Genomic DNA, 14,359 nt, shown 5'->3' with positions numbered 1-14,359 from the left:
CGCCTCAATCGCAAGATTTTAGCTCATACCGTCTGTTTTTGGCTTAATCGCCACAATTGTGATCCTCTTCAATTCGACGCACTTGTTACGGAATATTAAGTCGCACATCGCGTTACTTCTGAAATTCTCACAAGAATGCAAGCAATTTTTACGGATCTCTGTGAACAACAAAAAAGCATTTTGATTGAGTTCAATGGCGAAGAAGACCATGTTCATCTATTGGTCAATCTGTCTCCAGACAATCATATTTCTGAGTTTGTAAAAGTCCTAAAAGCGTCATCAAGTAGACTAATTCGCAAGGAGTTCAAGTCTCATGTTGACAAATACTACTGGAAACCTGTTTTTTGGTCTGGCTCATACTTTGTGAATTCCAGTGGCGGAGTATCGCTTGATGTTTTGTTGACGCAGTCTCTCGCAGAGAAGAAATATATCAAGCAGCAAGATTCTCCGAGTAGTTGACTAGATCCTGCCCTTGCTTTCATCCCCCAGTGTAGTGAAACGGAACTGGGGTACTTCCCGCAAGGAGGTTAAAAAAATTAACATTATTGTTGCAATCTGCTAAATCACCAAATTCTGGCTGAAAATTATAAACCCTCAGCACCACATCTCAAAAGATAGATTAATTATCTCTTTATTTTTGATTCATCATCGATAACATTCATATCTTGACCATCACTAATCGGGACAAATTTGTTACTAATTGCCTCTACCATATTTCTTGGCTATCAAAAAGTGAATAATACACAAATATAAATATTGCGATGACTATATGTATATATTTCATGGGTACTGTAAAGAGTATGTAAAGATGCTTTTGGTGAGAATAGACACCTCAGTAAATATACAGTACAATTTCAATAAATTATTTAGATATTACCTAGTTTATTCAACTAAATAATCATAGGTATAAACCCCCTATCTAGCTGTGGGATTGTCTTTCTGTGTCAAATACATCTTTAAGCTTGATGTTTCGCTGTTGGATGAGCGATCGCTAATGATCAAAGGATGGTTAAAATAGAGCCTAAATATGAGTGCTTGTATGAGAATTCATAAAGGCACCAGCAATGCAGAGATCAATAACAACTAACAATATCCTACATACCAATTTGACATAAATAATACATCAATTAACCAGCTAAAAACATGCTCATACTCTGAGAAGAGTGTAGTGATTTTACTGGACAACAGTAATGTTCATACAAGATTCAGAAAATTGGTATTGTTTAATCTTAAATTTTACTCACCCTGCAATATCTTGCAAAAGTTTCTCAGTTATCTATGGGCTGATATACTGATGTCACGAGAAACTTCTTCAGAAACTTTGCAAAATCACATTCTATTAAGACTTAAAAATCAGCTAAAAAACAATCTATTCTGCAAATGTGTTTCTGAAAAATTTTGGAGAAAACTTTATAAAAAATTACTTTGTTATGTAATCTAAATATGCTTCAGTTAAATATGTTTGTAATTGTTGAAAGCAACAGTAGCCGCCAGGACTATGTTGCGAGTTGTGTATGAATAATTTAACTGAATTGTATTGCTGTGATGCTGAAACAATATGCTGAGAGAGTCAACCATCAGCATAATTTTCATTTTTGAAAACAGCGAAAATTGCAGTTTAAAAACTTTCAACTGGCTGAATCAATCAATTTATTTAGGTAAAAGTTATGGCAAATATCAACGGTACCAATGGCGATGACAACCTGATTGGCACAACTGGTGACGATATTATTAGAGGTCGTGGTGGAAATGATAATTTATCAGGTAATGGCGGCAGCGATATTCTAGACGGTGGCGCTGGAGATGATAATATTTCCAATTTTGCAAGCACTGGAAATAGCATCCTTGATGGTGGCGCAGGCGACGATGTATTGGATGTGGATCAGTCTAGCGGTGATAACCTAGTTGATGGTGGTGCCGGTGATGATTATCTCGCCGCCGTAGGTTCCTCTGGGGTTAACGTTCTCAACGGTGGTGGTGGACAAGATATCTTAAACGCGGATCAGTCAACAGGCAATAACCTGCTGAATGGTGGTGGTAATGATGATTTTCTCTCAGCGATCGCATCTGAAGGTAATAACGTCCTTGATGCTGGAGGCGGTAACGACATCCTCAATATCAATCAGTCCGACGGCGATAACCTACTTGAAGGCCGTGCTGGTAATGATCAACTGTTGGCTGTTGGTACTTTTGGGAATAACATCCTCAATGGTGGAGATGGCGACGATACATTAAATGCTGACGATTCCACAGGTAATAACACCCTCAATGGTGGTGGGGGTGCTGATTATATTACGGCTGTGGGTTCATCTGGGAATAACACCCTCAACGGTGGAGGAGATGCTGATACCTTAGATGTCACCGATTCCACAGGGGATAACCAGCTAAATGGGAATGGTGGTGACGATACCTTGACAGCATATCGTTCCACAGGTGACAACACACTCAACGGTGATGCAGGCGCGGATACCTTGGATGTGGATCAGTCCAGTGGCGATAACACCCTGGATGGTGGTGTTGGTGATGATTCTTTGTTTGCGATCGATTCCACTGGAGATAATACTCTCTATGGTCGTGATGGAGAAGATATCTTAAACGCAGATCAATCCACTGGAGAGAACTATCTCTATGGTGGTGCTAATAATGACTCTCTGTCTGCCGTTGCTTCCGAAGGTGATAACTTCCTGGATGGTGGAAGTGGCAACGACATCTTAATTGTTGATCAGTCTAGTGGCGATAACCTGCTTGAAGGTGGTACAGGGAATGATGAACTGTCGGCTGCTGGTTCATCTGGGAATAACATCCTCAATGGTGGAAATGGTCAGGATACATTAAATGCAGACAATTCCACAGGAGATAACCTGCTGGATGGTGGTGATGGTGCTGATTATATTACGGCTGTGGGTTCATCCGGTTACAACATCCTCAACGGTGGTGCAGGTGCTGATACCTTAGATGTCACAGATTCTACAGGTGATAACATCCTCAATGGCGAGAACGGCGACGATAACCTAACAGCTTATCGTTCCACAGGTGACAACACCCTCAACGGTGGTGCAGGTGCTGATACCTTAGATGTAGATCAGTCAAGTGGCGACAATTACCTCTATGGTGGTGGTGGCGACGATTATCTGTCAGCAATTGATTCATTTGGTGACAATAATCTCTACGGTGATGATGGAGAAGATATCTTAAACGCAGATCAATCCACTGGAGAGAACTATCTCTATGGAGGTGCTAATGATGACTCTCTGTCTGCCGTTGCTTCTGAAGGTAATAACCTCTTGGATGGCGAAGGTGGCGACGATATCTTAACTGTTGATCAGTCTAGTGGCAATAACCTGCTTGAAGGTGGTACAGGGAATGATGAACTGTCGGCTGCTGGTTCATCTGGGAATAACATCCTCAATGGTGGAAATGGTCAGGATACATTAAATGCAGACAATTCCACAGGAGATAACCTGCTGGATGGTGGTGATGGGGCTGATTATATTACGGCTGTAGGTTCATCCGGTTACAACACCCTCAACGGTGGCGCAGGTGCTGATACCTTAGATGTAACCGATTCTACAGGTGATAACATCCTCAATGGCGAGAACGGCAATGATACCCTGACAGCTTATCGTTCATCTGGTTATAACAACCTCAACGGTGGTGCAGGTGACGATACCTTAGATGTAGATCAGTCAAGTGGTGACAATTACCTCTATGGTGGTGGTGGCGACGATTATCTGTCAGCAATTGATTCCACTGGAGATAATAATCTCTACGGTGATGATGGAGAAGATATCTTAACAGCAGATCAATCCACTGGAGAGAACTATCTCTATGGTGGTACTGATGATGACTATCTGTCTGCCGTTGGTTCCGAAGGTAATAACCTTCTGGACGGCGGAAGTGGCAACGACATCTTAATTATTGATCAGTCTAGTGGTGATAATACCCTTGAAGGTGGTACGGGGAATGATGAACTTTCTGCTGCTGGTTCATCTGGCAATAACACCCTCAATGGTGGCGAAGGCGACGATACAGTAAACGCAGACAATTCCACAGGCAATAATGTCTTCAATGGTGATGCAGGCGCTGATTATATTACGGCTGTGGGTTCATCTGGTAGGAACTTCCTCAATGGTGGCGAAGGCGACGATACTCTAGATGTGACGGATTCCACAGGTAATAACGTCCTCAATGGCCAAGACGGTAACGATACCCTGACAGCTTATCGTTCCACAGGTGATAACATCCTCAATGGTGGCGCAGGCGACGATACCTTAGATGTAGATCAGTCAAGTGGCGACAATTACCTCTATGGTGATATCGGTGATGATTTCTTATCGGCAATCAATTCCACTGGAGATAATACTCTCTACGGTGGTGATGGAGAGGACATCTTAGACGCAGATCAATCAAGTGGCGCTAATTCTCTTTATGGTGGCGCTGATGATGATTATCTGTCTGCCGTTGGTTCCGAAGGTGATAACCTCTTGGATGGTGAAGATGGCGACGACATTTTAATTGTTGATCAGTCTACAGGCGATAACACCTTAGAAGGTGGGGCTGGTGATGATGAACTGTTGGCTGCTGGTTCATTTGGTAATAACACCCTCAACGGTGGCGAAGGCGACGACATATTAAATGTTGACGATTCCACAGGTAACAACACCCTCAATGGCGACGCAGGAAATGACGAATTGTCTGCCCTGGGTGCATCCGGTAATAACAACCTCAACGGTGGCGGAGGTGATGACGCAATCTATGTGAGTACTGCCTTACAACAGTCAACAACCCTGGTAGTACAAACAGTTGACGGTGGCGCAGACTACGATTACCTTTTTGTTGATTACAGCAACGCTACAGCCGGCATCACTTCCACATACAACTCGTCAACCAATAGCGGTAGAATTACCGCAGGCACAAATCGAGTTAACTACAGAAATATCGAAAGTCTGGAGCTGATTGGTACAGCCTTCAGTGACAACATCATAGGAACCAACGGCAACGATACACTTTCTGGTGGCAGTGGTGGCAATGATGTTATCAACGGCGGTGCTGGGGATGATTATATTTCAGCGATTGGTTCCTCTGGTAATAACACCCTCAACGGTGGCGAAGGTAACGATAGGTTAATAGTTGATGAATCTACCGGGGATAACCTGCTGAATGGTGGTGGCGGTAACGATACTCTATCTGCTTATCGTTCTGAGGGTGATAACACTCTCATTGGTGATGCAGGTGACGACACATTAGATGCGGATGAGTCCATTGGTAATAACACCCTCAATGGTGGTAGCGGTGATGATCATCTTTCAGCTATTGGTTCCACTGGGAATAACACCCTCAACGGTGGTCTTGGGCGTAATACCTTAAATGTGAATCAGTCCAGTGGTAATAACACCCTCAATGGTGATAATGCTGACGATGTGTTGTTGGCAGATGCTTCTGTGGGCAATAACACCCTCATTGCTAGAGGTGGTAATGACAGATTAAGTGCGGAATATTCTGAAGGGAATAACCTGCTTGATGGTGGTGCTGGTGATGACTATCTGTCTGCTGTTGGTTCCTCTGGCGTTAACACCCTCGATGGTGGTCATGGTAACGATATATTAACTGTTGACTATTCCAGTGGTAACAACCTACTCATTGGTGACGATGGTAATGATACCCTGTCTGCTTATCGTTCCGAGGGCGATAACACTCTCATTGGTAATACAGGGAGTGACATATTAAATGCCGATGAGTCCACTGGTGATAACACCCTGAATGGTGGTAGTGGCGATGATTATCTCTCAGCAATTGGTTCCTCTGGTGATAACACCCTCAATGGTGGCGCTGGACGCAATACCTTAGATGTCAGTCAATCCACAGGTAATAACACTCTCATTGCTGATACTGGGAACGATACCCTGTCGGCTTATCTTTCTGAGGGCGATAACACTCTCATTGGTAATGCAGGTGACGACACATTAGATGTAGATCAGTCCAGTGGTAATAATACCCTCGAAGGTGGTAACGGTGATGATTATCTTTCGGCAATTGGTTCCTCTGGTGATAACATCCTCAACAGTGGTGTTGGGCGCAATATCTTAGATGTCAGTCAATCCACAGGTGATAACACCCTCAATGGTGGTAACGGTGATGATGTGTTGTTGGCAGATGCTTCTGTGGGCAATAATATCCTCACTGCCGCAGGCGGTAATGACAGGTTAAGTGTGGAATATTCTGAAGGGAATAACTTACTTGATGGTGGTGTTGGTAATGATGAATTGTCCGCCGTCGGTTCGTTTGGCATTAACACCCTCTATGGTGGTATTGGTAACGATGTGTTGACGGTTGACTATTCCAGAGGCAATAACATACTCAATGGTGACAGTGGTAATGATACTCTGTCGGCTGTAGAAGCTACTGGGAATAACACCCTGGATGGCGGTAGCGGAAATGATACTTTGATTGGTGGTAATGGCAATGATTTTCTCATTGGTGGCGTAGGTAATGACTTGATCACGGGTGGTAGCGGTGCAGATACCTTTGTCTTTAATCGTTTTAATGAAGGTATTGACACAATTACTGACTTCAGCATTAGTAATGACATCATTCAGATATCTGCGGCTGGTTTTGGTGGTGGTTTATTAGCTGGGGCGCTATCGATTAGTCAGTTTACCTTGGGAACTGCTGCAAGCAACACCGATCAAAGATTCATCTATAACAATATTACTGGTGCGTTGTACTTTGACCAAGATGGTAATGCTGGTGGATTCAGACAAGTACAACTAGCACAATTGTCTGGTGCGCCGGCTTTGAATGTCAGCAATTTTGTGATTGTTTAAAGACTGTCGCAAAGCTAATTATGAAATTGCAATAGTACAGAAAACAAAGGTTACGCCATCAGCGTAACCTTTTTTCTATTTATTAATTATTTGTGGGAGCGATCGCCAATCATAACCCAATATTTTACCTGTTGTGAAAAGTAGATAACCAATAAAGAATAAAGTTGAGGTGGCGATTAACAATAACAAGTTAACTGAGGCAAAAATCCGACCAGTAAATATAATTATGAGGATTCCGATAGCAATCAAAATCCAGCCGAGATGACGATTGATCCGTTGTTGACACAATACAAAAATTCCAGCAAAACAAAGCGCAATGCTAGGTAAACCAAAAAATATGCCGATTCTCACATTGGCAGTTAACAGTACAATGCTGGCAACTATCAAGCTTAAACCTATCAGCTTAGTTGTTTTATCTACCACGATTGGTTGCTTCTGCTGAACTGGTGGGGGTACAATTTGCGTGCTATGAACTACTGTCGCTAAAGCTGGGGAATTTTGCCAAATGAAAGTGATGGCATCACCTTGACCAAAGTTAATGCGATCGCCTACTGTTAACTGATATCTAGTTCCCGCGTCTAGCTTGACATCGTTAACAAATGTGCCGTTAGAACTACCTAAGTCTTCAATCAAGTAGTTGCCATTCTCGACGATAATTTGAGCATGAGCGCGAGAAACAACTTCTGCATTTGGCAAACTGGAAAAATCAATATCTGGGGGATTTTGGTCATTTGACTTACCAAGCCGGATGACCGTTAAATTTGGTGGTATGTCAAAAGCGGTGTTGGTTTGAACATGGAATAGCTGTAAACTTAGCCCTGTAGTGCTGAATTGATTGAGATTTTGCATGGCTTACGGTTGTATCGCTAATCCTATGTTAAATAGTTTAGGCGATCGCTGACACCTTTGCGTATTTACCCAGAGGTATGATTGATTTTATCTCTACTACTAGCAGTCTTAGTTGATAGGTGAATAAGTAGTTGGACAAAATTAAATTCATTCGTGGCGATAGGGAACAGGTAACAGAAAAAATGTGTGTAATTAATTTTGTCTGGATACTCAACAAAGACAAGGTAGACAAGGGAGAGATGCTATTTGTGGTTTAAGCATTTTTGTGTAACTTTACCGAAATCTTAATCAAAAATTCTGTCCCTTTACCTGGTTCGGAAACACATTCCAAGCTACCACCATGTTTTTCGACGATAATTTGGTAGCTAATCGATAATCCTAAACCTGTGCTTTATTTCCCCGATTTAACTCCCGCCTACGCAACTTTACTAAAATTCGGACTCGCCGCTTGAACTGTTCAAAATCATCTGCACTCAATTTTGTTTTCTGCCAGACTGGACGTTGCATAAGTCGCTCAGTCCATTCATTTATCTTGGGATAATTACTCAAGTTAATGCCTAAACTTGGTAAGGAAGACACAGCTATACCAGCAACTATATCTGCTAAAGTTAACTGTTCACTGCCAAAGTAGAAAGAATTACCCAATAATTCCGTCAAGAATAGCAGCACTTTATCTATATGTTGTGTGGCTTTAAGAAATTGTGGTGAGGCTGTATTTTCATAAATTAATGAGACTATTTGTGGAAATAATTCATTAGCAGTCACATACTGTACCATCCGCACTTTTGCTAAAGCTTGATTTTCTTTGGGTAGTAGTGAAGGTGTAGGATATTTTGCTTCTAAATAGTCCATAATTGCCAGAGATTCGACTATTTGTAAGTCATCATCAACTAGGACTGGAATATGATGAAAAGGATTAACTTTTAAAAATTCTGCTTGTAATTGATCACCATCTAAATTCATCAAGATTGGCTCAAAAGCAATTTCTTTTTCTAGTAAAGTGAGCCATACACGCCGCGCATTCGGGGAAATGGGATTGTAGTAAAACTTCAACATCAGGTAATATTCCTCAAAATAAAAGACCGAACGGTTTGTGATTAGGCAAAAAAATGAATAATTATCCAAGAAAGATAATTATAGAAAGTGGTATTTTGATTTACGACTTAGGCATAAATTTAAACTTCTACCTTGTAATTCAAATTTAATTCATCTCCGGTTGTTCCTCTAATGCCCCAGTTAGATTTTGCAGTTTCAAAAATGGTAATTTCAATATCATTCAGAGAAATATCAAAGGTTTTATGAATATTTTCCATAAGTTGGTGAAGTAGCTGTTTTTTGGTTTCGATTGAGCGCCCTTCAAACATGATAATTTCGATGACTAGATAATTATCTGACCTGTCTTGAGGATAGTAAAAGTTTTCTGCTTCTAAGGGGAAAAATCGCTGAAATTTCTTTTCAGGGGTAACTTTGATAATTTCTATTAGTGCGGTATGAATAATGTGGGATAAATCTGATTTAATTGGATTTAGTTTATCGGCTAAACCATATACTTTAACTTGTACCATAGCTTTTAAGATTAGTGTTTATATACTGTTTTAAATGAGTAACTGCTCTTTGGATATGAATTACATCGTTGTATAATTTGCTCATCATGATTGCACCTTCTAAGGTAGCAATAATAATAGTTGCGACTTCCTCAGCATTTACTTCAGTGCGAATTTCACCTCGATTAATTCCCTTGGTAATAATTTGAGAAATTAAGTTAAGCCAAGAGTTCATTGCTTGTCGCGCCCGATCGCGCAATGCTGGATGAGCATCATCACTTTCAATTGCTGTATTTAACAGTGGACAACCGCCTTTAATTGGCGGATGCTCAACAAAACTGCTAAATACTTCCATAATCGCTTCTAGACGTTCACTTGCATGGTGTTTACTCCGAATAGCGGCTTTTGTACGCTGGCTGACAAGCGCGATCGCAAAATCAAAGGCTTGGAGTGCTAGTTCATCTTTACTAGAAAAGTGATTGTAAATTCCTCCTTTCTGCAATCCGGTAACACGCATAATATCTGAAATTGACGAACCCGCATATCCCTGTTGGTTAAACAGTTCCGCCGCTTGTTGGAGAATGCGAGTTTTGGTTTCTTCACCTTTGGACATAAAAGCATTACCGACCGATTGGTCTGATTAAAAATAACATAATAAAAAGTGATAAATCAATCCTGACAGAAATGATTAAGAATAAATACAGTCATGGTGATGAATTATGCTTCCCAACCGTTACCAAAACCTTAATCGGATTCAGCAACTTGACCCAGTAACTGACCATAGCCAGATATATTATCTGATGTCGGGTTATGAATTTTCGTGGGAGATGCAGCGATCGCTGGAAATAGCCTTAATGCGAACTTACTGTGTTCCCAGCATGTCTAAATTACTCGATAAGACCAAAGAATTTCATCAGCGTCCGCAAAAACGCTATGACGACACATCGATTTTGTTGGTAGAAATTGTTAAATGGGGTTATGAAAGCGATCGCGGTCAACAAGCATTGCAACGGATGAACGCCATCCACGGACGCTTTAAAATTGACAACGCCGATTTCTTATATGTGCTTTCGACCTTTATTTATGATCCTATCCACTGGAATGCTAATTTTGGTTGGCGGTTGATGTGCGAGCAAGAAAAATTAGCGTCCTTTTACTTTTGGCGAGAAGTCGGTAAGAGGATGCACATTGAAAATATTCCCGAAACCTACGCAGAATTTGAACGCTATAAACTCAATTACGAAAAGGAAAATTTTCGCTATTCTGACACAAACCGCCGTATTGGAGAATCAACACTTGCTTTATTTTTAAGTTGGTTTCCTTGGTGGATGCGAAAACCTTTGAAACCAATCGTCTATGCCTTACTTGATGAGACAATGCTTGATGCCTTTGGTTTTGAACATCCTTCACCATTGCTGCGTTCTTTTATGGTCAAAATCCTCAAATTCCGCGCCAGATTAATGCACTGGCTTCCACCTCGCACTCAGACTAATTTTTATATTGATTCTCCTATCCGCAGTTACCCGAATGGTTATGAAATAGCTAATGTGGGGCCAGAGGAGAAGCCAGAAAAGTTACAGATGAAGTAAGGTTTGTGGTTGAGTAAGCGATCGCTGGGCGGTAAAACTGCAAAAATTAGGCATTGGTGATTCAATTACTCAAACCTGATATAAACTATGAGTCAACTTCCCGATACACTTGAAGATGCGATCGCTCAAGCCCGTGAGGCGACAAAAGCCGCTTTAGCAGACGGTTACAATCGTGTCCAAATTGATTTGCTGTTCCCAGAACTCAAACAAATGCCCATAGCAGAACAATTTATACCGCTATTTGCTGAATATGAATCGCGGTTGAAAGTGTTCTTTGCTGATGCTGGTGGTGCAGCCTTAGCCCGCCGTGATTGGGTAGATGCACCATTCCAAATTCTGGATATTGGTACAGGTAGGGCTGTTTCGATTCAATCTAAAATTCAGCCAGAAGACGAAATTTTCTTATTTGTTTCCCCCACTTCTGTGGAAATACCCCAATTAGAAAAAGTTTGTGAAATTATTGGCGATCGCCCATTGGTCATGTTAAATCCACGCCTCGAAGATTCTGGAACTGTGGGTATTGGTTACGCAGCCAGACAAATTCGCCAACGGTTTCTGAATACCATTGAATCTTGTTACTACCTGCGCCCAGTTGATGAAACCACGGCTGTATTTCGCTGCTATCCCGGACAGTGGGAAGTTTTGGTACAAAAAGGCGAAAATTGGGAAATAATTGCGGAACTACCCAAAAAACCATCAGGCGATGATATAGATTATCTTCTCCTACAAGGGCGATCGCAGGGTTCAAGTGACGCTACACCTGTGAAAAAGCCCAGTATGTTTAAGAGTTTGCAACGGTTTATCAAAGCCTTGAGTAGTTAGTCAAGCTGGGGTAGCAAAGGAATATATCTTTGCTACCTCTGTGTTGTAATAAAAAAAAAGGTAGGAAGTCCTACCTTAATACCCAAAAAAAAGCATTTTGTAACCAAATACAGCATTCAATATCACACATAGATGTGACGACGATATTGCAACCACACGACAATGTTGTGAATCATCTTACAGCTTGACGGCTTGGACTAGTTTGCCATCTTCCATCTGCACAATGCGATCGGCTATGTCTAAAATGCGATGGTCATGTGTCACCATGAGGATTGTACAACCTTGTTCCTTGGCGAGTTTTTGCATCAGATTGACAACATCTCGACCTGATTGACTATCAAGGGCGGCTGTTGGTTCATCGGCTAAAACAATTTTGGGATAACTCACCAAAGCGCGGGCGATCGCAACTCGTTGTTTTTGTCCGCCTGATAATTTGTCGGGATAGTAATGTAAATGATTTCCCAAGCCAACTTGCTCTAACATCTGAATTGAGCGAGTTTGGATTTCTTGGGAACTAATATGAGTGTGTAATTCTAAACCAACTTTGACATTCTGCACTGCTGTTAAACTACCATGCAGGTTGTGTGCCTGAAAAATATAACCATTATGGCGGCGAGTTTTAACTAATTGTTCTGCTGTTGCACCACAAAGTTCTTGTCCTAAAACCTGCAAACTGCCAAATTGTGGAGAGCGCAACCCACCAACTAAAGTCAATAAGGTAGTTTTACCAGAACCAGAAGGGCCTGTCAAAATAATAATTTCACCAGCGTTAATTTCTAAGTTGATTTTAAACAAGACTTGCTTACGCAATGGCCCATAACCAAAGTAGTGATTGAGGTTTTCAATAGCAATAATGGGTTTGTTTGTCATAACTAATTTGTGGGGTTTAGCTCCCCGACTTCTTCAAGAAGTCGATGAGCTTAGTGATCACGAATGATTTAAGATTGCTATACACAAACGATACTAAAATTGAAAAATATATTGCTGCTCTTTGTACAGATAATATGAACACTAACACCGTCAGTTTACCTACTCCCCTGGAATTAAATATTGACTTAACTGACGAGCAGTTTTTTCAACTTTGTCAAAATAATCGTGACTTGAGATTTGAACGTACAGCTACAGGGGAATTAATTATTATGCCACCGACAGGAAGCGAAACTGGTTACTACAATGCCGACATAACTTATCAGTTAAGAGCTTGGAGTCGTCAGAATCAGCTAGGAAAATCCTTTGACTCTTCTGCTGGGTTCAAACTTCCTAATAGTGCAGAACGTTCCCCGGATGCGTCTTGGGTGAAGATGGAACGATGGAACGCTTTGACTCAAGCTGAAAAAGAAAGATTTGCACCTTTGTGTCCCGATTTTGTCGTGGAATTAATGTCTCCCAGTGATTCTCTAGAAAAGACACGCGCCAAAATGAGAGAATATATGGAGAATAGCGCGAAATTGGGATGCTTAATTAATCGCCAACAGCAGCAGGTGGAAATTTATCGTCCCAATCAAGAAGTTGAAATTTTACAAAGTCCAAAAACTTTATCGGGAGAAGATGTTTTACCAGGATTTGTTTTGGATTTGACGGAAATCTGGTGATGATTTTTGTCTCTTTGAGAATAGGCTATAAATATCCAACAGGATTTAGCGATCGCACTTACAAAGGTAAGTATTGAATGCAATTTTTCAATTCTTCAGGATCAGCAGCTTTAGCAATAATTTCTAAATCACGTACACAATCACCAACAGAAACTCTTAGTTTATGAGCATAAATTACACCCGCAAAGTCTATAGCTTCATCTTGACGACGGTTGGCTTCAGCTAAAAAATCTTCATCTTGGGAAAACAAAACTCGCTCAAGTTCTGTTGCGCGATCTAGTATGAGAGGATCTGGAAAACCAGTACGCTGATCTTCTTGTACTGTTAATACATCTACACCCCGCATTCGCAATCCAATTGTAATCCCCCGATGGACGTTCTCATCTATATAAAGAGCGAGGCTCACTTAATTAATCCTTCCGCGCGGAGTCTTTTAGCTAACGGGGATTCTCCAGCTTCTAAACGCAATCTTTCTGCATACTCAAAGCGTCGCTGCATATCAGCATCAATCTCTGCTTTGTGTTCCCAATAATAAGCTAAAGCTGAATGAATCTGACTCATGTTCAAATGTGGATACTGAAAATGTAATTCTTCTGGACTCCAACCATAGGCATGAATAGAAGTAACTAATTCCACAACTTTCATAGAAGTTCCGGTGATGAATGGCACGTTATTTTCATCAATCAGAATATATTTATATTCAGTAGCAGTTGTTTGGTTCATAATCTCTCAAATGCTCAAATTATTACATAGATTTAACATAGCCTACTCAATCTTTATAGTGTTTTCTAGTCTACTGAGGTACGAAGTTATCTGTTTCCATCTGCGTAGCCTGCGGCAAGCCGCTTGCGCGTCTACATCCGCGTCCATCTGCGGTTAATTATTCTTGTTATAGCAATCCTGTCTGAGTCGTGAGAAATTTCCTTTTTAACAAACCGCAAAGGACGCAAAGGACACAAAGAAGGAGAAGACAGAGGATTACACAAGTGATTTAGGATTGCTATAGTACCTCACCAGAATGAGAACCGCTATATTCATAAACAAGTATAAAGTTTAAAAATTGAGTAAGGGAACGCAAATTAAGTGAATATTCTCCATCATTTGGGCTTGAAAATCACTAGATAACTAATATTATCATG

At 41.0% G+C, this 14,359-nt stretch carries 13 protein-coding genes and 1 pseudogene; 6 read left to right on the top strand and 8 right to left on the bottom strand.

Features of this window, described 5'->3' with window-relative positions; all coding sequences use genetic code 11:
• From H6G77_RS32985 to H6G77_RS32975, 3 genes and pseudogenes are all read left to right on the top strand, one after another.
• Positions 1-99 (top strand): annotated as a pseudogene (locus H6G77_RS32985) (IS982 family transposase); the annotation flags it as partial.
• A 24-nt stretch (positions 100-123) separates the two neighbouring features.
• Positions 124-459 (top strand): IS200/IS605 family transposase, encoded by a 336-nt coding sequence (gene tnpA / locus H6G77_RS32980; RefSeq protein ID WP_396020698.1) that lies wholly within the window; start codon positions 124-126, stop codon positions 457-459.
• Positions 460-1,667: 1,208 nt separating this feature from the next.
• Positions 1,668-6,824, top strand: a complete 5,157-nt coding sequence (locus tag H6G77_RS32975; RefSeq protein WP_190873820.1) for a calcium-binding protein — start codon at positions 1,668-1,670, stop codon at positions 6,822-6,824.
• Positions 6,825-6,899: 75 nt separating this feature from the next.
• On the opposite strand, the gene H6G77_RS32970 is transcribed toward H6G77_RS32975, so the two are convergent.
• The 5 genes from H6G77_RS32970 to H6G77_RS32950 all read right to left on the bottom strand — a co-directional run bounded on the left by H6G77_RS32970 (position 6,900) and on the right by H6G77_RS32950 (position 9,830).
• On the bottom strand, positions 6,900-7,673 hold the full coding sequence (locus H6G77_RS32970) for an FHA domain-containing protein (protein WP_190873819.1): 774 nt from the start codon (positions 7,671-7,673) through the stop codon (positions 6,900-6,902).
• Between the two features lie 253 nt (positions 7,674-7,926).
• Positions 7,927-8,028: a hypothetical protein gene (locus H6G77_RS36070; protein WP_313949884.1), complete on the bottom strand. Its 102-nt coding sequence runs from the start codon at positions 8,026-8,028 to the stop codon at positions 7,927-7,929.
• A gap of 23 nt (positions 8,029-8,051) precedes the next feature.
• On the bottom strand, positions 8,052-8,729 hold the full coding sequence (locus H6G77_RS32960; RefSeq protein WP_190588212.1) for a glutathione S-transferase family protein: 678 nt from the start codon (positions 8,727-8,729) through the stop codon (positions 8,052-8,054).
• Positions 8,730-8,848: 119 nt separating this feature from the next.
• The gene (locus H6G77_RS32955; RefSeq protein WP_190588211.1) at positions 8,849-9,238 is read right to left on the bottom strand and encodes a tautomerase family protein; all 390 of its coding nucleotides are present in this window, start codon (positions 9,236-9,238) and stop codon (positions 8,849-8,851) included.
• Positions 9,225-9,830: a TetR/AcrR family transcriptional regulator gene (locus tag H6G77_RS32950; protein ID WP_190588210.1), complete on the bottom strand. Its 606-nt coding sequence runs from the start codon at positions 9,828-9,830 to the stop codon at positions 9,225-9,227. The genes H6G77_RS32955 and H6G77_RS32950 overlap by 14 nt, the downstream gene beginning before the upstream one ends.
• 106 nt (positions 9,831-9,936) lie before the next feature.
• Here H6G77_RS32950 and H6G77_RS32945 point away from each other — a divergent pair, with 106 nt between their 5' ends.
• Positions 9,937-10,806, top strand: coding sequence for an oxygenase MpaB family protein (locus H6G77_RS32945; RefSeq protein WP_190588209.1), 870 nt, complete (start codon positions 9,937-9,939; stop codon positions 10,804-10,806).
• Positions 10,807-10,893: 87 nt separating this feature from the next.
• Entirely contained in the window at positions 10,894-11,628 is a 735-nt protein-coding gene (locus H6G77_RS32940) for a DUF1995 family protein (RefSeq protein WP_190873818.1), read from the top strand.
• A gap of 177 nt (positions 11,629-11,805) precedes the next feature.
• Here the strand turns inward: H6G77_RS32940 and H6G77_RS32935 are convergent, their stop codons facing one another.
• Positions 11,806-12,498 carry a DevA family ABC transporter ATP-binding protein gene (locus H6G77_RS32935; protein WP_190873817.1) on the bottom strand — a complete coding sequence of 231 codons (693 nt, stop codon included), beginning with the start codon at positions 12,496-12,498 and terminating at the stop codon, positions 11,806-11,808.
• A 134-nt stretch (positions 12,499-12,632) separates the two neighbouring features.
• Here H6G77_RS32935 and H6G77_RS32930 point away from each other — a divergent pair, with 134 nt between their 5' ends.
• Positions 12,633-13,220, top strand: coding sequence for a Uma2 family endonuclease (locus H6G77_RS32930; protein ID WP_190588328.1), 588 nt, complete (start codon positions 12,633-12,635; stop codon positions 13,218-13,220).
• Positions 13,221-13,278: 58 nt separating this feature from the next.
• Here the strand turns inward: H6G77_RS32930 and H6G77_RS32925 are convergent, their stop codons facing one another.
• Both H6G77_RS32925 and H6G77_RS32920 read right to left on the bottom strand, forming a co-directional pair.
• Positions 13,279-13,626 carry a DUF5615 family PIN-like protein gene (locus tag H6G77_RS32925; protein WP_190873816.1) on the bottom strand — a complete coding sequence of 116 codons (348 nt, stop codon included), beginning with the start codon at positions 13,624-13,626 and terminating at the stop codon, positions 13,279-13,281.
• Positions 13,623-13,943, bottom strand: a complete 321-nt coding sequence (locus tag H6G77_RS32920; protein WP_190588205.1) for a DUF433 domain-containing protein — start codon at positions 13,941-13,943, stop codon at positions 13,623-13,625. The genes H6G77_RS32925 and H6G77_RS32920 overlap by 4 nt, the downstream gene beginning before the upstream one ends.
• Positions 13,944-14,359 lie beyond the last annotated feature (416 nt).

The sequence above is a fragment of the Aulosira sp. FACHB-615 genome (genome assembly GCF_014698045.1).
GTDB lineage: Bacteria > Cyanobacteriota > Cyanobacteriia > Cyanobacteriales > Nostocaceae > Nostoc_B.
This window is presented reverse-complemented; position numbering and strand designations above follow the sequence as displayed.